This is a genomic window from Actomonas spartinae, from assembly GCF_051209155.1.
GTDB lineage: Bacteria > Verrucomicrobiota > Verrucomicrobiia > Opitutales > Opitutaceae > Actomonas.
The window spans coordinates 221,733-242,593 of record NZ_JBPJGB010000002.1 but is presented as its reverse complement, the minus strand read 5'-3'; the positions used below and the strand labels follow the sequence as shown (position 1 = coordinate 242,593).

Annotated in this window: 22 protein-coding genes; 11 read left to right on the top strand and 11 right to left on the bottom strand. The window is 65.1% G+C overall.

The window, feature by feature from the left end; all coding sequences use genetic code 11:
* Positions 1-109: 109 nt before the first annotated feature.
* The 3 genes from AC0MRV_RS09105 to AC0MRV_RS09095 all read left to right on the top strand — a co-directional run bounded on the left by AC0MRV_RS09105 (position 110) and on the right by AC0MRV_RS09095 (position 1,310).
* A complete protein-coding gene (locus tag AC0MRV_RS09105) occupies positions 110-664 on the top strand; it encodes an RNA polymerase sigma factor (RefSeq protein WP_472764149.1) in 555 nt (184 codons plus the stop codon).
* 21 nt (positions 665-685) lie between these two features.
* Positions 686-1,024: a hypothetical protein gene (locus AC0MRV_RS09100; protein ID WP_472764148.1), complete on the top strand. Its 339-nt coding sequence runs from the start codon at positions 686-688 to the stop codon at positions 1,022-1,024.
* A 76-nt stretch (positions 1,025-1,100) separates the two neighbouring features.
* Complete coding sequence (locus AC0MRV_RS09095) at positions 1,101-1,310, top strand: hypothetical protein (RefSeq protein WP_472764147.1); 210 nt, start codon at positions 1,101-1,103, stop codon at positions 1,308-1,310.
* On the opposite strand, the gene AC0MRV_RS09090 is transcribed toward AC0MRV_RS09095, so the two are convergent.
* Complete coding sequence (locus AC0MRV_RS09090) at positions 1,307-1,684, bottom strand: cupin domain-containing protein (RefSeq protein WP_472764146.1); 378 nt, start codon at positions 1,682-1,684, stop codon at positions 1,307-1,309. The genes AC0MRV_RS09095 and AC0MRV_RS09090 overlap by 4 nt on opposite strands.
* A gap of 60 nt (positions 1,685-1,744) precedes the next feature.
* Between AC0MRV_RS09090 and AC0MRV_RS09085 the strand changes: the two genes are divergently transcribed.
* Entirely contained in the window at positions 1,745-2,209 is a 465-nt protein-coding gene (locus AC0MRV_RS09085; protein WP_472764145.1) for a DUF1810 domain-containing protein, read from the top strand.
* An 82-nt stretch (positions 2,210-2,291) separates the two neighbouring features.
* Positions 2,292-2,783, top strand: coding sequence for a hypothetical protein (locus AC0MRV_RS09080; protein ID WP_472764144.1), 492 nt, complete (start codon positions 2,292-2,294; stop codon positions 2,781-2,783).
* A gap of 55 nt (positions 2,784-2,838) precedes the next feature.
* Here AC0MRV_RS09080 and AC0MRV_RS09075 read toward each other — a convergent pair whose 3' ends face one another.
* On the bottom strand, positions 2,839-4,689 hold the full coding sequence (locus AC0MRV_RS09075; protein ID WP_472764143.1) for a carbon starvation CstA family protein: 1,851 nt from the start codon (positions 4,687-4,689) through the stop codon (positions 2,839-2,841).
* A 122-nt stretch (positions 4,690-4,811) separates the two neighbouring features.
* On the opposite strand from AC0MRV_RS09075, the gene AC0MRV_RS09070 reads away from it, so the two are divergent.
* Positions 4,812-5,498 (top strand): hypothetical protein, encoded by a 687-nt coding sequence (locus AC0MRV_RS09070; protein ID WP_472764142.1) that lies wholly within the window; start codon positions 4,812-4,814, stop codon positions 5,496-5,498.
* Positions 5,499-5,507: 9 nt separating this feature from the next.
* Here the strand turns inward: AC0MRV_RS09070 and AC0MRV_RS09065 are convergent, their stop codons facing one another.
* A complete protein-coding gene (locus tag AC0MRV_RS09065) occupies positions 5,508-6,176 on the bottom strand; it encodes an SGNH/GDSL hydrolase family protein (protein WP_472764141.1) in 669 nt (222 codons plus the stop codon).
* A gap of 90 nt (positions 6,177-6,266) precedes the next feature.
* Here AC0MRV_RS09065 and AC0MRV_RS09060 point away from each other — a divergent pair, with 90 nt between their 5' ends.
* Both AC0MRV_RS09060 and AC0MRV_RS09055 read left to right on the top strand, forming a co-directional pair.
* On the top strand, positions 6,267-6,692 hold the full coding sequence (locus AC0MRV_RS09060; protein WP_472764140.1) for a hypothetical protein: 426 nt from the start codon (positions 6,267-6,269) through the stop codon (positions 6,690-6,692).
* Between the two features lie 8 nt (positions 6,693-6,700).
* Positions 6,701-7,522: a glucosaminidase domain-containing protein gene (locus AC0MRV_RS09055; RefSeq protein ID WP_472764139.1), complete on the top strand. Its 822-nt coding sequence runs from the start codon at positions 6,701-6,703 to the stop codon at positions 7,520-7,522.
* Positions 7,523-7,598: 76 nt separating this feature from the next.
* Here AC0MRV_RS09055 and AC0MRV_RS09050 read toward each other — a convergent pair whose 3' ends face one another.
* The 4 genes from AC0MRV_RS09050 to AC0MRV_RS09035 all read right to left on the bottom strand — a co-directional run bounded on the left by AC0MRV_RS09050 (position 7,599) and on the right by AC0MRV_RS09035 (position 10,017).
* Positions 7,599-8,234 (bottom strand): hypothetical protein, encoded by a 636-nt coding sequence (locus AC0MRV_RS09050; RefSeq protein ID WP_472764138.1) that lies wholly within the window; start codon positions 8,232-8,234, stop codon positions 7,599-7,601.
* Between the two features lie 51 nt (positions 8,235-8,285).
* Positions 8,286-8,936, bottom strand: a complete 651-nt coding sequence (locus AC0MRV_RS09045; protein ID WP_472764137.1) for a hypothetical protein — start codon at positions 8,934-8,936, stop codon at positions 8,286-8,288.
* A 158-nt stretch (positions 8,937-9,094) separates the two neighbouring features.
* Complete coding sequence (locus tag AC0MRV_RS09040) at positions 9,095-9,499, bottom strand: Hsp20/alpha crystallin family protein (protein WP_472764136.1); 405 nt, start codon at positions 9,497-9,499, stop codon at positions 9,095-9,097.
* Between the two features lie 71 nt (positions 9,500-9,570).
* The gene (locus AC0MRV_RS09035; RefSeq protein ID WP_472764135.1) at positions 9,571-10,017 is read right to left on the bottom strand and encodes an Hsp20/alpha crystallin family protein; all 447 of its coding nucleotides are present in this window, start codon (positions 10,015-10,017) and stop codon (positions 9,571-9,573) included.
* Between the two features lie 225 nt (positions 10,018-10,242).
* Between AC0MRV_RS09035 and AC0MRV_RS09030 the strand changes: the two genes are divergently transcribed.
* Both AC0MRV_RS09030 and AC0MRV_RS09025 read left to right on the top strand, forming a co-directional pair.
* Positions 10,243-11,403, top strand: a complete 1,161-nt coding sequence (locus AC0MRV_RS09030) for a MalY/PatB family protein (protein WP_472764134.1) — start codon at positions 10,243-10,245, stop codon at positions 11,401-11,403.
* A 131-nt stretch (positions 11,404-11,534) separates the two neighbouring features.
* Complete coding sequence (locus tag AC0MRV_RS09025) at positions 11,535-12,167, top strand: GNAT family N-acetyltransferase (protein ID WP_472764133.1); 633 nt, start codon at positions 11,535-11,537, stop codon at positions 12,165-12,167.
* A gap of 206 nt (positions 12,168-12,373) precedes the next feature.
* On the opposite strand, the gene AC0MRV_RS09020 is transcribed toward AC0MRV_RS09025, so the two are convergent.
* Positions 12,374-12,817, bottom strand: coding sequence for a thiol-disulfide oxidoreductase DCC family protein (locus AC0MRV_RS09020; protein ID WP_472764132.1), 444 nt, complete (start codon positions 12,815-12,817; stop codon positions 12,374-12,376).
* Positions 12,818-13,027: 210 nt separating this feature from the next.
* On the opposite strand from AC0MRV_RS09020, the gene dusB reads away from it, so the two are divergent.
* A complete protein-coding gene (dusB, locus tag AC0MRV_RS09015; protein ID WP_472764131.1) occupies positions 13,028-14,137 on the top strand; it encodes a tRNA dihydrouridine synthase DusB in 1,110 nt (369 codons plus the stop codon).
* 183 nt (positions 14,138-14,320) lie between these two features.
* Here the strand turns inward: dusB and clpB are convergent, their stop codons facing one another.
* From clpB to AC0MRV_RS09000, 3 genes are all read right to left on the bottom strand, one after another.
* Positions 14,321-16,903, bottom strand: a complete 2,583-nt coding sequence (clpB, locus tag AC0MRV_RS09010; RefSeq protein WP_472764130.1) for an ATP-dependent chaperone ClpB — start codon at positions 16,901-16,903, stop codon at positions 14,321-14,323.
* 142 nt (positions 16,904-17,045) lie between these two features.
* The gene (locus AC0MRV_RS09005; RefSeq protein WP_472764129.1) at positions 17,046-19,472 is read right to left on the bottom strand and encodes a M12 family metallo-peptidase; all 2,427 of its coding nucleotides are present in this window, start codon (positions 19,470-19,472) and stop codon (positions 17,046-17,048) included.
* 67 nt (positions 19,473-19,539) lie between these two features.
* Positions 19,540-20,787 (bottom strand): BaiN/RdsA family NAD(P)/FAD-dependent oxidoreductase, encoded by a 1,248-nt coding sequence (locus AC0MRV_RS09000; RefSeq protein WP_472764128.1) that lies wholly within the window; start codon positions 20,785-20,787, stop codon positions 19,540-19,542.
* Positions 20,788-20,861 lie beyond the last annotated feature (74 nt).

Sequence of the window (20,861 nt, the reverse complement as noted above, 5' to 3'; positions counted from 1 at the left end):
GAGCCAACTGCAACGTTCCCCCGTTTTTTTGGGCGTTCGCCCACAATATCTGCATCTCGACCACGACTACCGGGGTGTAGTGAGCATCGCCTGCAGCCAAAGCCTCTTCATGAACCCATCGTCACCCGACCGTCTCGCCCCCATCGCCCGCGAGTCCGGCCGTGGCTTGCTGCGTTTCATTCGGTCCAAGGTGCGCAGCGAGGCCGACGCGGAGGATCTGCTGCAGGAAGTCTGGCGCCAACTCGCCGTCGCGCTCAACGCCGGCCCCATCGAGTCTGTCGGAGCCTGGCTCTACACCGTCGCCCGTCGCCGCATCGCCGATCATTACCGCAAGCGCCAGCCGGAATCGCTCGACGCCCTGGCGGACGCGACCGACACCTCGTTCGACTTCTCCGCATTCGGGCTGCTCGACGAACGCACCCCGCGCACGGAACACCTACGCGCCCGTTTTTGGTCGGAGCTGCGCGCGGCGCTTGACGAGCTCCCGCCCACCCAACGCCAGGTCTTCATCTGGCACGAACTGGAGAACCTGAGCTTCGACGAAATCGCCACCCGGACTGGCGACAAGCTCAACACCCTGCTCTCGCGCAAACGCTACGCCGTGCTCCACCTGCGCAAACGCCTCACCGCGCTGCGCACCGAATTCGACTCGCCCCACGCCTGAACCACCCAACCCGCCCACTTTATGAAGTCCCACTCCTGTCGTCCCACCGCCGGCCACATCGTTGCCATCATCCTCTTCGGTTTGGCCGCCATCGCCCTCTTCCCCTACCTCGTCCAACTGCTCTGGAACGGCGTGCTCACCGACATCGTGCCCGTCCCGGCCATCAGTTACTGGCAGGCCCTCGGTTTGCTCGCGCTCTGCAAGCTGCTCTTCGGCGGCTTCCCCGGCGGAGGCAAAGGTTGCTGCCATCATCGCAAATGCCATGACGGAGACTCCGACTCATTGCGCTCCGACTGGCGGCGTCACTGGCATGGCGAAGACCGCGATAACCAAGGCGAAGGCAAGTCGGCCCAAACCTGAGACCCACGACCATGACCATCGGCCATGACCTGTGGCCCATGCGTCTGGTCGATCCCTGCGCTATTCTGCCACCATCATGGAGACCACGCTGTTTCAACTTCCCGGCACGGAGGGTGATCCAAATACGCCCGCCGCGCCCACCGCGGACCTCGGCCTGGAGTTCGAGGAAACCGCCCTCGACCTGCGCCTGCACTGCACCGGCCTCGCCTACTTCTTCGGCGGCTTCACGCCCCGCCCGGATCACGCCAGGCAACCGGCGGCCAAAGCCTCCGCCGCCGACCGCTAGATCTTCACGTCGTTCGGCGCCGTGAACGTGGCATCCTCCACGTTGCCCGTGTTACGCGTCGCCGCCGGTTCGAAGATGAGCACCTCGGCCTCCTCGGCTGCGCGGGTGCGATGCTCGACGCCCCGCGGCACCACGCACAGTTGACCCGCGGCCAAGGACACGGTGTGGGTGCGGAACTCCACCTGCATCTGCCCACGATGCACCAGGAACATCTCATCCTCGTGCTCGTGGTGGTGCCACGGGAACTCGCCCTGAAATTTCACCAGCTTCAACTCCTGACCGTTCAGAGCCGCCACCACCTTGGGTCGCCAATGCTCGTGGATGAGCCCAAATTTTGTCGTCAGATCGATCGCCTCCGGGGTCGTTGCTTCCATGAGCGCTACATGAATCGCCCCGCCGGGTTTTGTCCCGCGGTTTTTCGAGTAAGTTGAACCATGGCTCAAGACACCGAATCCCCGTCCTCCGCCACGGCACCGACCGCCAACTTCGACCTCGAGCGCTTCGTTTTTGCGCAGGAGGGTCCCTATCCGATTGCCCTCCGCGAGCTCAAGTCCGGGCAGAAGCAAAGCCACTGGATGTGGTTCATCTTCCCCCAACTCGACGGACTGGGCTCCAGTCCCATGGCCCAACAGTTTGCCCTCGGCTCCCGGGAAGAGGCCGCCGCCTATCTGGCTCACCAAACCCTCGGCCCTCGCTTGGTGGCGTGCGCCGAGGCCTTGCTGCCCCACCGCGACCGACCCATCCGCGACATCATGGGCCGCCCCGACGACCTCAAACTGCACTCGTCGGCCACCTTGTTCGCTACCGTCAGTCCCCAGGGTTCGGTTTTTCACGGGCTGCTCGACGCTTTCTACGAGGGCCAGCCCGACGCGCGCACGCTGGACCTTCTCGCCGGCTAGGCGCCACGGCACGACAGCGCGGCACCCGCGCCGCATCTTTCTCCTTAAGTCGAGCGAGGACCGTGCCGTTACTGGCCAAGTCGTGCCTCGCTTGCGTCACAAACTGGTCCTCTTTCTCGCCGCCGCCGCGTTGCCTTTCTGGGTCAACTCGTCGCGCGAAACCGTGGCCGCACTCGGCCAAGCCACGCTGATCTCGCTGCAACAGGACGACCGCTCGCCTTCGCTCTCGCTGCTGCGCTGGCGACTCGACCTTTCGGCCGAGCAGGATGCCGCCCTCGATCGACTCCTCGCCGAGGCGGCCCCACTGCTGCGCACGGTTGCGGCCGAAACCGATTCCGCTCGCATGGCCGCCGCGCTCACCGCCGTCGACGCGCCCGCCGCCTCGCGGCGCCAACGCGAACTCGCCACCGCCGAAGCCCAGCTCATTCACGAACAACGCCTGCTCGAACGCCGCCTGCGCGCCCAGCTCACGCCGGAGCAAGTCGCCAAAGTGGAGCGCTGGGAAACCAACGCCCGCAACCTCGACTTCGGCCTGAGCTCCGCGATCGCGATGCTCTCGCCCGGCACCCGCTGATTTCGTCGATGCTGTAGCCGGGGTCGCTGACCCCGGTCCGCCCTCACCGGGGTCCTCAGCCGGTCTCCGCCGCCGAGGCGCCATCCAGCGCGCCCGCCTCCACCACGCCTTTCACGCGCGGGAAGAGCTGCACCGCTTCGACCACCATCCACGCTTCCAGCGCCATGGTGATCACCGCCACGCCGACCAGCAGCCAGTTGCCCTGCGCCAGCCAACTCGTTTCGCCCACAAAAGCGTTCAAGGTCATCGCCCACGCCGGCAGAATGAGCATCAGGATCATCGGCCCGACCAGGAACCACACCGGCACCGAGCGCCGCCACAGGTAAAACGCGATCACCAGAAACGAAAGCCCGCCCAGCAGCTGATTCGTCGCGCCGAAGATCGGCCACAGGATCAACCCGCCGCGACCGGCGTTGGCCAGCGACCACTCCGCGCCCGCCGGCGGAATCGCCGCCATCACGATCGCCGTCACCACCGCGAAAAGCGTCGCGCCATGTTTGCCGCGCAGCCACGCCAAGCCATCCGGCGCGCCGGCCTCCTGCGGCGGCGGCACCAGGGTGTTGGCCAGCTCCTGCACGATGTAGCGCTGCAGGCGACAGGCCGTGTCGAGGGTCGTCCCCGCAAACGACGCCACAAACACCCCCATCAACGCCACCGCCACGCCAGCCGGAATCCCTATCGCCTCCAGAAAGTTCGCCGCGCCGCCCACAAACGCGCCCAACGCCGGCCCCAGCCCGGAACTCCACTGCGCGTAGTGATGCGACCACGCCGCCGTGCCGGTCAGCACCTCGCCCCCGCCTTCCGCCAGTCCCAGCCCCACCCCGGCGCCGCAGGCCAGGATCACCAGCGTGGCGAGAAAACCTTCCGTGAGCATTGCGCCGTAACCGACGAAACGCGCGTCGGGCTCCTGCTTGAGCTGCTTGCTGCTCGTGCCCGACGACACCAGACAGTGAAATCCGCTGATCGCGCCACACGCGATCGTGATGAACAAAAACGGAAACATCGCCGGCGCGCCGGACGGGTTCAGATTGAACGCCGGCGCCACCATCTCGAAACCCGCACCCGCCGCTTCCGCCTCGGCCCCGCCGCCGACCACACTCGCCGCCAAGACGCCCAGCACCAGCAGGGCCAGCACCGAGATGAGTTGCAGGGAATTGATGTAGTCGCGCGGCTGCAGCAGCGACCACACCGGCAAGACCGATGCGATGTAGGAATACACCAGCAACAACACCACCCACTGCAACAGCGACCACTCGGCCATCGCCGCGTTGAGCGCGTGCAGAAAACCCACGTCGCCGTAGATCACGGTCACATACATCACGCCCAGCGCAATCACGGACGGCAGCAGCAGGCTCTTGCCGTGCCGGTTCAGCCACGCGCCGATCGCCACCGCGATCGGGATCTGAATCACACACGGCACGATCGCGCTCGGGAACATCCGAAACACCGACGCGATCACGAGGCCGAAGATCGCCAGCACGATCATCAGCGCGAGAAACAGGATGCACAGGAACAGCACGCGCACGCGGCGATTCAGCACCCGGCCCGCGATGTCGCCGACCGTCTGACCATTGTTGCGCAACGACACCACCAGGGCACCGAAATCGTGCACCGCGCCGATGAAGATCGAACCGAAGATCACCCACAGCAGCGCCGGCACCCACCCCCAAATGATGGCCACCGCCGGTCCCACGATCGGCCCGGTCCCCGCGATCGAAGCAAAATGGTGACCGAAGACCACGCCCTTCGACGTCTCCACGTAGTCGTGGCCATCCGCCAAACGGCGCGACGGGCAGACCGCGTTGGCGGAAAGCTTGAAAATCTTCCCACCCAGCCAGCGGCCGTAGGTGTGATAGGCGACGACAAAACCGACGCCCGCGAGCAAAGCGATCAACAGAGGGTGCATAAGGGGTGGCGCGAAAGCGGCGCGCAGCATGAAGCGCTCAGCCCGATCCTGTCCACCGTTAGTCACATCCCACGATTCATCCTGAGGAACCGGCGCGCGGGCGACAGGTCCCAAAAACCATCATGCCCCGCTTCCCCCGCGCCCTGCTCGTCCTGTCCGTCGCCCTTGCTGGCGCCGTGGCGTCCGCCGTCGCCGATCACGTGCCGCTCAACCTGCGCTACCACCGCATCAACCTGGCCAACGGCCGCATCCTCAAGGACGTCACCCTCAACAGCTTCAACCGCGAGGCTGGTCTCGTCTACGTCTACGAAGACCACCAACTGAAGCCCTATCCCCGCGCCCTCTTCCCCGGCTTCGTCACCGATCGCATCGCCGCCCGCACCGCAGAGCAACCGGCCCCCGCCGAGCGCGCGACCCCCACCCCCGAACCGGCCAAGGCCCACCCCACGCCACCCGCCGATCACGACACCTCCCCCGCCGCAATCGCCGCACGCGAAGAAGCCCTGCTCGACGCCGTCGCCGCCAAGGCCCGCACCGCCGCCCTGAATCACCTGCGCTACAAAATCAAAACCGGCTCCGGCTACACCACCGTTACCGATGCCGACCTCGAACTGAATCCCCCCGAACCGGTCGCCGGCTGGTCCCAGCGCTACCGCGTCCGCGGCGACGGTTACTACAGCTACTACGAAAGTGTCGGCGGCGCCTTCCACCGCCGCAGCCGCGGCGTCGAGGTCCTGCTCGAAGCCAGCACACCGGGTCGCATCAAGGTCCTCGAGGTGACCACCTCCTGGGGCTCGCTGCTGGACTAGCTCCGCCCCTCACTGCAAATACGCGCCGACAATCTCGCGCCACATCGCGTAACCGGCCGCGTTCATGTGCAGCTGGTCGTCGACATAAATATCCCGCGACGGCGTGCCATCCTCGCCCAACATCGGCGTCCACACATCAATGAAATCGTAGCCGTTGCGCGCGCAAAACGCCGCCGCCATCGCGTTGAAGCTTTCCTGCTCCTCCCGCTGTTCCCACCGGGCCGGGTTCGGCGCCACCGCGATCAGCGCGATCTTGGTGCCCGGCAACTCCCGCTCGATCATGCCGCACAACATCGCCCAGTCCGCCAGCACCTGCGCGGCGCTTTCGCCGTCATGGATGTCATTGGTTCCTGAATACACCACGATCTGGCGAGGCTGCCCCGGCCGCACCAGCCGATCAAAGTAGGCAATGAGGTCGGAGATCTGTGATCCGCCAAAACCACGGTTGATCACGGGCTGACCCGGAAAATCCTCCGCCAACGTTTGCCACAGGCGGATACTGGAGCTGCCCGTGAAAAGGATGCCGTGCTCCGGCGCCGGCGTCTGTTCTTCGCGCGCCTCGATCCCCGCAATCTCCTCCTCCCAGCGGGGTTTGGCCGGCTCGGCCGCGCTGGCCGTCCCCACCACCCCGGCCCACATCGTCACGAGCAACGTCCATTGGCGAATCACGGTCTGCATGACGCCAACCATCCCGCTCCCAACGCGTCCGTCAACCCCATGGCCCCGGCTCGCTTGCGCATTTCGCCAACCCGGTCTAGGGTCCGCCGCATGAAAACGTGGAGCATGCTCAGCGGCCTTCTGCTGGTCGCCCTGCCACCGGCCGCGCCCGTTTTTGCCAGCGACGATTCCGGTGCCCCCCCCGCGCAAGGGTCCGCTGCCGCCTCCCGGCAGTTTGGCCCTTTTGAGGCCTTGGTCTTCGACGACGAGGTGTTGCAGGACGTCAAGGTCGAGAACGGCCGCATCTACCTGAAGCGACACCTCGCCTACCTCAACGAAGCCATCACCCTGCGCAACTCGATGGTCCATGGTGACGCCTACCGCCCTTGGTTCAACGGCTCCACCGAACTCGTTTCACCGGCCAACGCCGGTCACGCCCCCAACAGTTGGACCGACTGGGTCGAGACCACCGCCAACTACGTCGAATATTGGATGAACGGCCGTCTCATCCTGCACTTGCACCGCCTGCAGCCATGAGAAGCGCCATGGTCCCAGGCCCTGTGGGCCACCAACGCGCGACGCGCAACCTCGCCATCGCCGCCGCCGTGATCATCGCGCTCATCCTCTGGGGCCAATGCTCCCGCACGGCTCCGTCGTTCATCCCCTTCGCCCCCGAACACCTGCCGGACTTCGCTGACTACACCGACACCAACGAAAAGAAGGTGGCGTTCTTCGACTACCTCGCCCCGCACATCGAGGCCGTGAACTCCGCCGTCCTGCAGGAGCGCCGCCACCTGGAAAAGATTCGCGCCGACCTCATCGACGGCGACGCGCCCGGTTGGCTAGACCGACGCTGGCTCACCCGCACCGCTGAACGCTACGAATTCGAGGTCCCCGAGACCTTCGACGTCGCCTTCCTCGACCTCATGCTGCGGCGCGTCGATGTGATCGCCCCCTCGCTCATCATGGCCCAGGCCGCCAACGAATCGGCCTGGGGCACCTCGCGCTTCGCCAAGCTCGGCAACAACCTCTTCGGCATGCGCACCTACGAACCCGGCACCGGCATCGTGCCCAAACGCCGCCCCGCCGGCCAGACCTGGGAGGTCGCCGCCTACGACACCGTGCGCGAGGGTCTCGCCGACTACGTGCACAACCTCAACACCAACGACACTTATCAGCACCTGCGCAGCATCCGCCGCGACCTGCGCCGCAACCACCGCACCATTTCCGGCACCGCCCTCGCCGGCGGACTCGTGCGGTATTCAGAAAAAGGCTACGAATACATCGCCATCATCCGCTCCATGATCCGCTCGAACGAGCTCCTCAAATACGACGAGGCCCACATGGCGGCGGAAAAAGGCGAGTGAGCGGGGAACACTGATCTTCGCTCATTTTCGCTGATCCATCAGCGCGGATTAGCGGAAATTAGCGTTCCAAATCTGTTTACTCCGCCGCGACTTCGACCACCTCGGCGAGCGTGCTGGTCATGTCCGCCGCCAGCAGAAACCGGCGCCGCTGCGCATCGCTCCCCAGCGCGCCGCGCTCCACATAACGCACTTCACCCTCATGGGTTTCGAAGCGGCCCTTCAGCCCTTCCTGGCGCAGTTGCATCAACCGCTCGCGCAACTCCGGCACCAAGGCCGCCCGCAGAAACTCGGCCTGGTTGGTTTCCACATACCACGCGGCATCGAAACGCTCGTCGCCCACCTTGATCTCCTTGTAGCCAAACAGCCCCCTCACCGTATTCGCGAACCCTTCCGGACTCAGCCGGAACTCCAGCGCACCGCGCACGCGTGGTCGCACCGCCAACGCGATCCAATGCTGTCGGTTCTTCCCGCTCCCGGTGGTGAAATGAACCACCCGCGTCGCCTTGCCCTCCCGCTCGCCGCTGATCTCCGGACGCCGCGGAAAGATGCCCAACACCGGCGCCTGTTCGCGCAATGTGAGACCCAGCTCGACCGCCAATCGCCGCAGATTTTCCCCGGATTTTCGCCCCGCGCGAACGACCACCACGATCGTTCCGATGACGAACAGTCCCCAAAACGCGAACACCAGCAGCTCAAAGGGAAAGGGGGGCATCGCCGTCCAAGCTGAGCGACTCGGCGCCCCACGCCAAAACGAAAACGCGCCTCAACTTTCGTCGCTGTCGGCAGCATCCACCTCGGCCACCGTCATCAGCGCATGCGCCGCTTCACAGATCGCACGGAGCCTTCCCAATTGGGCAACTGAGCGAATCGACCCCGGCGATTCAAATCGCAATTCACCTTCGCGATAACAAAACCGACCCTCCGCGCCGGTCGTCCTGATATGCTCTCGCACCTCTGCCACCAACGCCGCCGCCATGAAGTCGGGTCGATTCGAGTCGACCCACCACTCGAGGTCGAAGATCGGATCACCGGTCTTCACTTTCTCGATTCGAATCAACTGCTTGAAAGTGGATTCCCAACCTTCAGGCGAGACGCGAAACCGGAGCGATGAACTGGCGCGACCGCTGGTCATTTTCAAACGGACAAAGTTCCGCGACCGCCGACCCGTTGTTCGTCTGATCTGCGTTAGCTCCAGTTCACGGCCATCCCGCTCCCCCACCATAAGCGGAGCGCGGCCAAGGAAAGCCGCGAGCCAATGGCGGCGACGAATCCGCAAACGCAAAGCCGGAGCCAACTCGTGCATCACCTCAGTCACCCGCGATCTTCGCAGCTGAGCGCCAACCCAGGGAACCAACGGCACGAGCAAAAAGACCAGCAGCAGGCCCGGGATTTCAATAAAAGCGACCACAACCATCTGGCCGCCAAGCTGAACGCACCGGCCGAACTTTCACGCCAAAACGAAAACGCGCCGGGCCCTCGGGTGAGAGCACCGGCGCGGTTACACGCGTTTGAAAGTCGGATGTGGGTGAGGACGTCCGCTTCCGTCGCAGGTTACGGATCGCGCGAAAGTTCTTACGCGACCTCGATCTTGCGCGGCTTGATCGCCTCGGCCTTTGGCAGGCTCACGCGGAGAACACCGTCGCGCAGCTCGGCGCGGACTTTGTCGAGGTCGATCGCGTTGTCATGGTCGAGCTCGAGCAGGAAGGCCGCGTCGGTCGTCTCGCGGTAGAGCGAGGTCCAACCTTCCGGGCGGGTCCAGGCGCGCTTGCCGACGATCCGCAGGGTCGTGTCTTCGGCGGTGATTTCGAGGCCGCCCTTGGCCACGCCCGGCAGATGCACGGTCAGGCCGTAGGCTTCGTCGGTTTCTTTGATTTCGTAGTGCGGCTTCACGGTCGTGCCCAGCTCCTCATCGCGGTGACCCTGGCGCACGGCCGGGGTGCGGCTGAAGGCGGGAATGATGGAATTCAACAGGTTCATGATGAGTTCTCCTTTGGTTAAGATGATGGGTTTGAAGGAATCAATGACCGGTCCGGTGAGGTGCGGTCGCTTCAGCTCACCTCGACGGTGACCTTGCGCGGCTTGGCCTCTTCCTTCTTGGGCAGCGTCACGGTGAGGATGCCGTCCACGTAGGCGGCCTTCACGCCATCGGCTTTGACCTCGTCGGGCAGCGCGATGGAGCGACTGAACTTGGCGGAATGGGTCTTCTCGCCGCGCTTCTCCTCGCGAGTGGCGTCGAGAGTCAGGTAACCGTCGACGACTTCGACATTGATGGACTTGCGCTCGAAGCCCGGCAGCTCGGCCCGCACGTAGGCGTTGTTGGCGTCCTCATACAGGTCGACCGGGAAACGGTCGTTGGTCGCAGCGCCGGCGAAGTCGCTCAGCGCGGAATTGAAGAGACGATCGATCTCCGTTTCGAGACCGGCCCACGGGCTGCGCCCGAAAACGGAAGCCGGGGTGAAGCGGTTGGTCGGATAGGTGTAACGAACGATTCTCATGGTTTGGTTCTCCTGTGGATGGTTGAGATTGGGTTGGTGTCATCCGTATTGCATACGCGATGCCGTGTTGCTGATTTGCGTAAGTTACTGATTTCCAACACCCGTTCCCCACACCCGACACAGCCAGTGTGAAATTCTGTCCAATCCTGTGACACCCGATTTGTGAATTTCCGTCGCACCCGCCGCGAAACCGCTTTGCCTACCGTTTTTCCGACCGACCCAACCATGACGCCCGACTTCACCACGCCGCCACAACGCTTCGGCACCGACTCTCAGAAATGGCAAAAATACGCCGATCGCGACATCCTCCCGATGTGGGTGGCCGATATGGATTTCCTATCCTCTCCCGCCATTCTGGAAGCGCTGCATCAACGCGTGGATCACGGCGTGTTCGGCTACGCGCGACCGGTCAAATCGACGCTCGACGCCATCGTGAAACACCACGCCGAGCACTACGGTTGGGAAGTCGATCCGTCGTGGTTTGTCTGGCTGCCCGGCATGGTCTGCGGGCTCAATCTCTGCTCTCTCGCCTACTGCGATCCAGGTCAGACTTACCTCACGCTCACGCCGGTCTACCCGCCCTTCCTCACCGCCGGCCGCAACTTCGAGCGCCGCGCCGTCCGCGCCCCCTGGGCCCTCACCGCCACCGGCTGGGAACTCGATTGGGACGCGCTCACCGCCGCCGTCACCCCCGAGACCAAGCTCTTCTACCTGTGCAACCCGCACAACCCCATCGCTCGCGTCTGGCGCCGCGCCGAACTCGAACGCCTCGGCGCCTTCTGCCTCGAGCACGACCTGCTGCTCATCTCCGACGAGATCCATTGCGATCTCATCCTCGACGACAGCCTCCCGCACATCCCGAGCTCGCTCATCAGCCCCGAGCTCGCCGAGCGCACCATCACGCTCATGGCGCCGAGCAAGACCTACAACATCGCCGGCCTCGGTTGCACCCTCGCCATCATTTCCAACGACTCGCTGCGCCGCCGCTTCGAACACATCGCCCGCGGCCTCCTCCCCGAGGTCAACAACCTCGCCTACGCCGCCTGCGAAGCCGCCTACGACGGCTCCTCCGAAGCCTGGCGCCAGGACCTGCTCACCACCCTGCGCGGCAACGCCGCGCTCATCGAACGCACCATGGCCGACCTGCCCGGCGTGCGCCTCGTCGCCCCGCAGGAGGCGACCTACCTTTCCTGGATCAACGTCGAGGAACTCGGCCTCGAAGACCCGATCGCGCACTTTGAATCGCATGGCATCGGCCTCAGCGAAGGCGCCTTCTTCGGCGCCAAACCCGGCAGCTACGTCCGCCTCAACTTCGGCTGCCCCGAGATCACCCTGCAGGAAGGCCTCCGCCGCTTCGCCACCGGCGTCCACGCCGCCCGCGGCTGAGTTCATTTTACAGGAGGAAACAGAGGAAAACAGAGCCACTCCTCTGCCCCTTCCTTTCCCTCTGTAAACAACGACCGGCTGACGGCTCCGGTGCCCTCAGTTTCCTCCTGTAAAGAATCCTTTTTCCAACGATGCACCTGCCCGACGTCGACCAGCCACCCTTTCGCGTCCGACCACTTGCCCTGACCAACGCCCATGTGAGCCTCGAACCGCTGCGGCCCGAGCACGGGCCCGAGCTCTTCGCCATCGGTCAGGACGAGGCGACGTGGCGCTACATGCCGACGACCGCCTTCGCCGACAATGTCGCCGCCGCCCGCTGGGTGAGCGACATGCTCGAGGACCAACTCAACGGCACCCGGGTTTGCTACGTCATCCGCCGGCTGGCCGATGACACCGTTGCCGGCTCCACCAGCCTCTTCGACTTCCGTGGCCCCGAGCGCGCGCTCGAGATCGGCTACACCTGGCTCGCCCCTGCCGCCTGTCGCACCGAAGTGAATACGGCGACCAAGCTCCTGCTCCTTTCGCACTGTTTCGAAACGCTCGGCTGCCGCCGCGTGCAGCTCAAGACCGACGGTCGCAACACCACCTCGCAACGCGCCATCGAACGCCTCGGCGCCACCCGCGAAGGCACCCTCCGCCGGCACATGGTCGTCCAAGGCAGCTACCAGCGCGACTCCGTCTTCTACAGCATCCTCCCCGAGGAGTGGCCGGCCATCAAAGCCCGCCTAGCGACCCGCCTCGCCGGACCCACATCCTCAACGTAGGCTGCCCACTTCCCCGTCCGCCGGAGCCTTGGCGCAGGAGGAGCGGGCGCTGCCGTGCTTCTCCGCCAGGCAACCCCACTCATCTCACCAGGCCCGTTCAACGCTAGCGGGCGCAAGCGCCTCGCCTACCCAACGTGTCGGAGCCCTCACGGTAGGCCACCCACTAGCGGGCGCTCCGTCGCCTCTTAGCCCGCGACTGCCGTCCGCTACGAAAGGAACCGCTCCGCCCACTCCGGCCGCTCCAGCGGCCGCGGCACATATGGCCCAAACAACGCATATCGCGTCCGCGCCACGACCTTATAGCCGAAATCCCGCACCGGCGCCGGCACCTTGCCAAACCACCGCCCCAACCGCACCCAACCGCCAGGCAATTCCTGCAACACCGCCGCGACCCCGTCCGAACGCAGCCGATACGCCTGGCCCGCCGCGGCCGGCAAAAACACCATCGAGTCAAAATCCGCCGTCGGCAGCCCCAATCGCCGTAGCGTCGCCTGCCCCGCCTCACTTTGCAGCGGCGCAAACCGCAGCCGCGCCGCCTGATCCCGCCGCAACAGGAAGCGCACCACGGCGTTGCACAACCCGCACTCCCCATCGAACAACAGCAACGGCCGCCCCGCGATCGACACCTTGGCTGGATCTCCAGATTCCACGTCCTTCACGAAGTCCACCCGCCGCCCCAACGCAACCCTCCGCCTCTAACCGCCTTCGCCTCCCTCAATTGTAACCTATTAGGTTACACTTTTACGGTGCTTTTCATCCCGGCTTACCTCCTACGCTCCGGAAAATTTGTCACCTATTAGGTTACAATGGCTCCCGGTTTGCCTCCGACGGCGACAGGCGCACAGTTTCACGACTTCGTCATGCGGATCGGTCCGATCGAAATCTCTTCGCCACTCTTTCTGTCGCCATTGGCCGGATACACCAACCTGCCAATGCGCCTCACCGTGCGTGAACTCGGCGGACTCGGTTGGGCCACGACCGACCTCGTCAACGCGCGCTCCCTCATCGAGCGCAACCGCACCGCCCTCAAGCTCGTCGCCACCGCGCCCGGCGACGACCCGCTCGCCATCCAACTCTTCGGCTCCGTGCCCGAGGAGATGCGCGATGCCGCCATCCTATGCCAGGAGCTCGGCGCCCACTCGGTCGACATCAACATGGGCTGCCCCGTGCGCAAGGTCGTCAACGTCGGCGGCGGCTCCGCCATGATGACCGAGCTCGCCAAGACCGCCGCCCTCGTCCGCGGCATGGTCGAGGCCGTGAAGATCCCCGTCACCGCCAAGATGCGCCTCGGTTGGGACGAGCAGAACCTGACCGCGCCCGATCTCACCCGCACGCTCGAGGATGCCGGCGTGGCCGCCGTCTTTGTCCACGGCCGCACCCGCGCCCAAGGCTTCTCAGGCCGCGTCAACCTCGCCGGCATCCGCGCCGTGGTCGAGGCGGCCCGCGCCATTCCAGTGATCGGCAACGGCGACGTCACCACGCCCGAGGCCGCCGTGCACATGCGGGCCGAAACCGGCTGCGCCGGCGTGAGCATCGGCCGCGGCGCCTTCTACGACCCGTGGATCTTTAAGCGCACCGCGCACCTCTTTGCCACCGGCGAGCTATTGCCCGAGCCCACCTTCGCCGAACGCCTCCGCGTGATGCGTCGCCACTTCGACCGCTACGTCGACTTCTATGGCGAGGAACGCGGCGCCAAGTTCTTCCGCAAAGTCGCGCCGTGGTATGCCAAACGCTTCGGTCCGGCCAAACCCTTCAAGCGTGATATCATCCGCATCACCAGCCGCGCCGATTTCGAGCAGGCCCTCAGCGACTACCAGACTTGGCGCGCTCAGTTCTGCGACGAAGCCGGCAACCTCCTGCCGAAGTATGTGCCCGACCCCATGGTCGCGTCCTTCCTCCGCGACGAAGACGACCCGGTCAACCAACGCGACGCCATCCCGGTGCCCAAGGGCCCCGTGGACACGTGGTGACCTGAGTCGGTTTTACAGGAGGCAACAGAGAGCAACTGAGCCGTCAGCCGAGGGTTTCACAGAAGGCAACGAAGAGAACGAAGGTTTCAGGGGCGTGGCTTCCTTCCCTTCGCTACCTTTTGTAAAACTCGCTTCAGTTGGAGGGCTCCGTTGCCCTCTGTTTCCTCCTGTAAAAATACTCCGTCAGCTCATCGCCAGCGCATCGTCGCGCACGGTGAAGTTCACCGCCGCGCCTTCGGCGATTTCGCCGGCGACCAGGGCACGGGCGAGGCGGGTTTCGAGTTGGCGTTGCAGGAAGCGCTTGAGCGGACGCGCGCCGAAGACCGGGTCATAACCCTTTTCGGCCGCCCATTCGCGGGCCGGCTGGTCGAGCGCCACCGTCACGCGGCGGTCAGCTAGGCGGCGGTTAAGGTCGGCCAGCAGCAGGTCGACGATCTTCGTGATCTCGTCGAGCGTGAGCGGCTTGAAGAGAATCGTCTCGTCGATGCGGTTGAGGAACTCCGGCCGGAAGGCCTGCCGCAGTTCGGTCATGACCGCCTCGCGCACGCTCTCCGAAATCTCGCTGCCCGTCACCCGCTCCAGCAGGTGCCGGCTGCCGAGGTTCGAGGTCATGATGATGATCGTGTTCTTGAAATCGATCGTGCGGCCCTGGCTGTCGGTGATGCGGCCGTCGTCGAGCACCTGTAACAGCACGTTGAATACGTCGGGGTGCGCCTTTTCAATTTCATCGAAAAGCACCACCGCATAGGGCTTGCGGCGCACGGCCTCGGTCAGCTGGCCGCCCTCATCGTAACCGACGTAGCCGGGCGGCGCGCCGATCAGGCGCGCGACGCTGTGTTTCTCCATGTATTCCGACATGTCGATGCGGATCATCGCCGCCTCGCTGTCGAAGAGGGTCTCGGCGAGCGTCTTCGCCAACTCCGTCTTGCCCACGCCCGTCGGGCCGAGGAAGAGGAACGAGCCCACCGGGCGGCGCGGATCCTTGATGCCCGCGCGGGCGCGCAGGATGGCCTCGCTGGTGAGCGTGACCGCTTCGTCCTGGCCGATCACGCGTTCGTGCAGGGTCTCGTCGAGGCGCAGGAGCTTTTCCTTTTCACCTTCGACCAGTCGCGTCACCGGAATGCCGCTCCACTTGGAAACGATGCCGGCGACTTCCTCGTCGGTAACCTCCTCTTTGAAAAGTTCTGTATTGGCCGACTCGGCTTCGAGTCGCTTCAGCTCGGCTTCGAGCTGCGGGAACTTGCCGTGGCGCAGCTCCGCCAGCTTGTTCAGATCGTAAGCCCGCTCGGCCTGCTCCATCTCGTGGCGCACGGCTTCGAGCTGTTCACGCACCTTGCGCACCTTGTCGACGCCCGCCTTCTCCTTGTCCCACTTGGCGCGCAACGCGGCCGCCTGCGAACGGGTGTCGGCCAGTTCGCTTTGCAGGGCTTTGAGGCGCTCCTTGGACGCGGTGTCCTTTTCCTTTTTCAGCGCGGCCTCTTCGATTTCGAGCTGCAGCGTGCGACGCGAAAGCGCGTCGAGTTCCTGCGGCATGGAATCCATTTCGGTGCGGATCATCGCGCAGGCTTCGTCGACGAGGTCGATGGCCTTGTCGGGCAGGAAGCGATCGGAAATGTAGCGATCCGACAAGGTCGCCGCCGCCACCAGCGCACCGTCGAGGATGCGCACGCCGTGGTGCAGTTCGAAGCGCTCTTTCAGGCCGCGCAGGATGGAGATGGCGTCCTCCACGCTCGGCGGTTGCACAAGCACGGGTTGGAAGCGTCGCTCCAGCGCGGCGTCCTTTTCGATGTGTTTGCGGTATTCATCGAGCGTGGTCGCACCAATGCAGTGCAACTCGCCGCGCGCCAACATCGGCTTGAGCAGGTTGCCCGCGTCCATCGCGCCCTCGGTTTTGCCGGCGCCGACGATGGTGTGGAGTTCGTCGATGAAGAGGATGATGCGACCGTCGCTCTCCTTCACTTCGTTGAGCACGGCCTTGAGGCGCTCTTCAAATTCGCCGCGGTATTTGGCGCCGGCCACCAACGCGCCCATGTCGAGGGCGAAGAGCGTGCGGTCCTTGAGGCCCTCCGGCACGTCGCCACGCACGATGCGTTGGGCAAGGCCTTCGACGATGGCGGTCTTGCCGACGCCGGGTTCACCGATGAGCACCGGGTTGTTCTTGGTTTTGCGGGAAAGGATGCGCACCGCGCGGCGGATCTCGTCGTCGCGACCGATGACCGGATCCATCTTGCCGGCCTTGGCCAGGGCGACGAGATCGGTGCCGTATTTCTGCAGGGCGTTGTAGGTCGCTTCCGGATTGTCGGTCGTTACGCGCTGGGCACCCCGCAACGCCTGCAAGGCTTTGAGCACGCGGCCGCGATCGAGGCCGAAAGATTTGATGAACTTCGCCACACTGTCGGGTTTGGCCACCTCCACGACGGCGAGGAAAACGTGCTCGGTGGAGACAAACTCGTCCTTGAGCGACTTCGCTTCCTTCTCGGCACGCACCAGCACCTCATTGACCGCCTGGGTCACGTAGATCTTCGATGCGTCGACGCTGCCGGTGACCGACGGCAGGCGGTCGAGTTCGCGCTGCACGGCGAGCTGCATGGCGCTGGTCGTCAGGTCGAGTTTCTCCACCAAGGCCGGCACGATGCCGTCCTCCTGCCCGAGCAAGGCGTGCAGCAAATGCCACGTGTCCACCTCGTGGTGGTTGCGGCGGCGCGCCTCCGCCTGCGCGTCGGTGACGGCTTGGCGCGACATCTGGGTGAGTTTGTTCATATCCATGCTCCCACCCCTTGCATGCGGTGCGCCAACGCGCGGTCAGAGGGAAGCGGTTACCCGAGGTGTGACATCCGCGAGCCACCCCGCCACACCTAGCGCCGGAAAGACACAGCTGAAGGTCGTTTCTTCCACTAAACAATGCTGCCTACTGGCTCAGCTCGAAAACCTCGACGATCGCCACGCCCGGTTCACCAACCGGATCGCGCTCGCTTGTGAAGGGGCGGACAAACATCGTGTAGAGACCCACCGGCAGCTCGATCACGGCACCGGGTTCGACCGGCAACATGTCGGTCGGCCCCACCGCCGCGGCGGCCGCAAAAACGGCTTCCTCGGAAACCTGGTCAACCACACCTCGCTGCAGGTCCGGGATGAACTGATCGAGGATCGCGGTCGGCGCATCCCAGTCGTCGTTCTGATAAACCAAGCGCGCCTGATCGTCGTAGATTTCGATCATCGGATCCGGCATCACTTCGTCGGCCGGCAAGCCGTAGTGGGCCAGCGATGGACCGCGCACCCGCACAAACATGGTCTTCGGTTTGTTACCGACGGAATCCGGCCGCACCACGAACCCGGCCACAATGGGATGGACCGTCGAAGCGTAGGCGCGGGTCGAAAGATTGAGCAGTCGGGCCGCACCGGAGTCACTCGGCGTGGCGTCATAAACCTCGACCAAGGCCGTGCCTTCGCTGCCCCCCGCGCCGCTCACCTCCGCGGAATAGAACCCCGGTTCCAGCTGCGCCACCAAGGCCGCATCCTTTTGACCATTTCCGAAAGCAAACGCGCCGACCGCCTGCCCCGCCACCGCCGCCGCCGCGCCGTTGGCGACCGGCAACTCCCAATCGTCGTTCGCCGCCACCTCCCCGGCATTGATCTTCACCAGACGCAGCACCGGATCGGCCAGCACTCCGGTCAGGTTGTAAGGCGGCAACCCAAGGGTCGGTCCCGGCGCGCGCACCAACACCTGCTTGGGCTGATCGCCCGCAACCACAAATCCGCCAACCAGCGCCTGGTATCCAGTGCCCACATACGCCCGGGTGGAAACATTGACCAACCGACCGTCAAACGACCGTTCGGGCGAAAGCCGATAGCCGGCCACCTGGAACGCCGTGCGCTCGATAACCGCAACGTTGTCGGCAGCGTTGTCCGGATCGTCCGCCACCGCCACGCCCAGCGGCACTTCCGCCGCCAGCGCGATGGTTTGGTTACCGCTGCGGAAGGAGCTCACTCGCACCTCCGGCCCCGAAAAATAGCGCACGCGCGTGCCGGGCGCGTAGGCCATCAGCGACCGAATCTGCCATTGCTGGTTTTGGGTGTCCGTCACCGTCCGGCGGGTGCCGTAGGCACCCGGAAACGCACCGTGATATCCGCGCGCAGGCAAGGCCCCGGCATTCTCGCGGTCGTGGGCACAGCCGAAATTGTGACCGAGTTCGTGCGTCAACGTGGTGGCGTCGCTGAAGGCATCAAGATTCACCACCGAAAAGCCGAAGAACACCTCGCTGTAATGCCCCACCCGCTCGAGGATGTAGGCGATGCCCGCACTACTGCTGGACGGCCGTTGCAACACGAGGGTGACGAGATCCGCGCCCGCCGCGTCGCGGGCGGCGTGCACCTCGTCCATGATGCCATCGGTGACTCCGGTGATGTTTTCCAAGGCGGTGGCGTTGTAGCCGCTGATCGCCGTGGTCAGTTCGTCGCCCGGATAACTTACCTCCAGCGTGCCCGCCAAACGGATACGCGCAGAGAGGCCGCTGTTGGCGAAGTCCGCGTTGACCTGCCCGACCGCCAACAAAGCCTCGGCCTCGACATTCGCTTCCCCGCCAAGCGCCGCCCGCGCCGCGGAACTGTAGACCACGAGGAGGTCGACGCTTGCCTGACCACTGCCGCTTACCGCCGATGCCACGTCGGTGACATCGATGGCGGCTTGCACCGCCGCCCCGACCGGAGGACGGCCGGGAGCCGGGATCGCGATGCAATCGCCCGCCATTTTCGGATCGACGCGGTAAAGTTGGGCGACTGGTCCCTCGGCGGTCTCGATGGTGCGCAGCTTCACCTCACCACCGGGCAGGCCGTCGATCGATGCCGAGATTCGCCCCCGCACCGAAGCCAGCAACCACCGCGCGCCTGGCACCGTGGGAATCGTGCCTTCGCTCACAAACGAGTCCGGCCCCTGCATCGTGGTGCGCTCGACCCGACCCACCACCGTGGCGCCTTCCGGCAACACAAAACTCAGCTCCCCGCTTCCCGGTCGCATCAACGGCGACGTCTTGCCGGAGAGTGCCGCGGGGTTCAATCGGGCGAAGGTCATCTCGTGCGTGTTGGCCCGCACACTCGCGACCCGCGCCCGCAACGCGGGCGACGGTGCAAAGGTGGTCCACGGCTGACCCGGCGATACCCGCGCGGGTTGTGCTTCAATCGCCGCTTCCGCCGCGGGCTCCGGTGGCACAGACCCACCGTTGGGCGAAACCTGCGACACCGATGGACCTCGAACCTCCGTTCGGGTCAATCGGGCCACGCCGAATCCGAGGGCTCCGACGACGGCGAGGACAAACAGGACTTTGCTGAAACGACGCATGCGATTTTTCGGCTCCAACGAAGCAGGCAAAGTTCAAGCCATGTCGCCGTGCGACCGGCGCCGCAAGCTAGGGGTTCCCGACTTCCGTCGCCTCCGCCGCCGCGCTGCCGGCGAGCCAGCCGGTGGTCCAGGCGTTCTGGAAATTAAAGCCACCCGTGATGCCGTCGATGTCGAGCACCTCGCCGGCAAAGAACAGACCCGGGCAGACCCGACTCTGCATCGTTTTAAAATCCACTTCGCGCAGCCGCACCCCGCCGCAGGTCACAAACTCTTCCTTGTTCATGCTCTTGCCAGTCACGCGAAACTCGCTGCCGGCCACCGCTGCCGTGAGCGCGTTGAGGCCGGTCTTCGGCAGGGCGTTCCACACCGTCGTCGTCGGCAGGTCCGCCGCAGCCACCAGCCGTTCCCACAATCGACCCGGCAGGCCGAGCGGGTTGGCGGTGGTGATCTGTTTGCGCGCCAAACTCTCGCGGCCGGCCGCGATCGCCGAGCGCACTTTCTCCTCGTTGGCTTCGCCCGTCCAGGCCACCCGCACGGTGAAAAAGTAGTCCCGCTCCGCCAGCTCGCGCGCGCCCCACGCCGACAGGCGCAGGATACCGGGACCACTCAGGCCCCAATGGGTCACCAGCACCGGCCCGCGCTCGCGCAGCTTTGTGCCCGGCACGCTGACCTCAGCCTCCGGCACGGCCAGGCCTTCGAGTCCACGCAGGCGTTCGTCTTCGATCTGAAAGGTGAACAACGACGGCGCCAGCGGCTCGATCGTGTGCCCCAGCGTCTCCGCCAAGGCGTGGCCGCCGCCAGCCTTGCCGCCGCCCGCCGCGAGGATCACGCGATCGAAGCGCTCGATACCGCTCTCCAGCTCCAGCTGGAACGACTCGCCCGCCTCCTCGCGCCCGATGGCCTGCACCGGTGTCCGCACCCGCACCTCGACGGCGGCCTGACTCGCCGCTTGTCGCAGGCACTGGATGATCGTGCCGGAATCGTCGGTGACCGGAAACATGCGCCCGTCGGCCTCGGTCTTCAGCTCCACTCCGCGTTCGGCGAACCAGGCCACGGTGTCACGCGGACCAAACCGGTTGAACGGCCCGATCAGTTCCCGCGAGCCACGCGGATAGCGTTTCACCAACTCGCGTGGTTCGAAGCAGGCATGCGTGGTGTTGCAGCGCCCGCCGCCCGAAATGCGCACCTTGGCCAGCACATGCGCCGTCGCCTCGAAGATGACCACGCGGGCAGCCGGATTCTGCTCCGCCGCCCGCACCGCGGCAAAAAACCCCGCCGCACCCCCGCCAATCACTGCAATCTTCAAGTCAGCCATGTCGACGGCCACTCCACCGCATGTTTTACAGAAGGCAACGAAGGGAACAAAGGACTTCAGCGCGGCATCCTGAC

What these genes read in the sequence shown, in the direction of transcription:
- AC0MRV_RS09090 (WP_472764146.1), bottom strand. Translation starts at nt 1,684, where the DNA reads ATGGAAGCAACGACCCCGGAGGCGATCGATCTGACGACAAAATTTGGG.
- AC0MRV_RS09030 (WP_472764134.1), top strand. Translation starts at nt 10,243, where the DNA reads ATGACGCCCGACTTCACCACGCCGCCACAACGCTTCGGCACCGACTCT.
- AC0MRV_RS09050 (WP_472764138.1), bottom strand. Translation starts at nt 8,234, where the DNA reads ATGCCCCCCTTTCCCTTTGAGCTGCTGGTGTTCGCGTTTTGGGGACTG.
- AC0MRV_RS09070 (WP_472764142.1), top strand. Translation starts at nt 4,812, where the DNA reads ATGCCCCGCTTCCCCCGCGCCCTGCTCGTCCTGTCCGTCGCCCTTGCT.
- AC0MRV_RS09005 (WP_472764129.1), bottom strand. Translation starts at nt 19,472, where the DNA reads ATGCGTCGTTTCAGCAAAGTCCTGTTTGTCCTCGCCGTCGTCGGAGCC.
- AC0MRV_RS09065 (WP_472764141.1), bottom strand. Translation starts at nt 6,176, where the DNA reads ATGCAGACCGTGATTCGCCAATGGACGTTGCTCGTGACGATGTGGGCC.
- AC0MRV_RS09060 (WP_472764140.1), top strand. Translation starts at nt 6,267, where the DNA reads ATGAAAACGTGGAGCATGCTCAGCGGCCTTCTGCTGGTCGCCCTGCCA.
- clpB (WP_472764130.1), bottom strand. Translation starts at nt 16,903, where the DNA reads ATGGATATGAACAAACTCACCCAGATGTCGCGCCAAGCCGTCACCGAC.
- AC0MRV_RS09055 (WP_472764139.1), top strand. Translation starts at nt 6,701, where the DNA reads ATGGTCCCAGGCCCTGTGGGCCACCAACGCGCGACGCGCAACCTCGCC.
- AC0MRV_RS09045 (WP_472764137.1), bottom strand. Translation starts at nt 8,936, where the DNA reads ATGGTTGTGGTCGCTTTTATTGAAATCCCGGGCCTGCTGCTGGTCTTT.
- dusB (WP_472764131.1), top strand. Translation starts at nt 13,028, where the DNA reads ATGCGGATCGGTCCGATCGAAATCTCTTCGCCACTCTTTCTGTCGCCA.
- AC0MRV_RS09100 (WP_472764148.1), top strand. Translation starts at nt 686, where the DNA reads ATGAAGTCCCACTCCTGTCGTCCCACCGCCGGCCACATCGTTGCCATC.
- AC0MRV_RS09095 (WP_472764147.1), top strand. Translation starts at nt 1,101, where the DNA reads ATGGAGACCACGCTGTTTCAACTTCCCGGCACGGAGGGTGATCCAAAT.
- AC0MRV_RS09025 (WP_472764133.1), top strand. Translation starts at nt 11,535, where the DNA reads ATGCACCTGCCCGACGTCGACCAGCCACCCTTTCGCGTCCGACCACTT.
- AC0MRV_RS09105 (WP_472764149.1), top strand. Translation starts at nt 110, where the DNA reads ATGAACCCATCGTCACCCGACCGTCTCGCCCCCATCGCCCGCGAGTCC.
- AC0MRV_RS09085 (WP_472764145.1), top strand. Translation starts at nt 1,745, where the DNA reads ATGGCTCAAGACACCGAATCCCCGTCCTCCGCCACGGCACCGACCGCC.
- AC0MRV_RS09075 (WP_472764143.1), bottom strand. Translation starts at nt 4,689, where the DNA reads ATGCACCCTCTGTTGATCGCTTTGCTCGCGGGCGTCGGTTTTGTCGTC.
- AC0MRV_RS09035 (WP_472764135.1), bottom strand. Translation starts at nt 10,017, where the DNA reads ATGAGAATCGTTCGTTACACCTATCCGACCAACCGCTTCACCCCGGCT.
- AC0MRV_RS09040 (WP_472764136.1), bottom strand. Translation starts at nt 9,499, where the DNA reads ATGAACCTGTTGAATTCCATCATTCCCGCCTTCAGCCGCACCCCGGCC.
- AC0MRV_RS09000 (WP_472764128.1), bottom strand. Translation starts at nt 20,787, where the DNA reads ATGGCTGACTTGAAGATTGCAGTGATTGGCGGGGGTGCGGCGGGGTTT.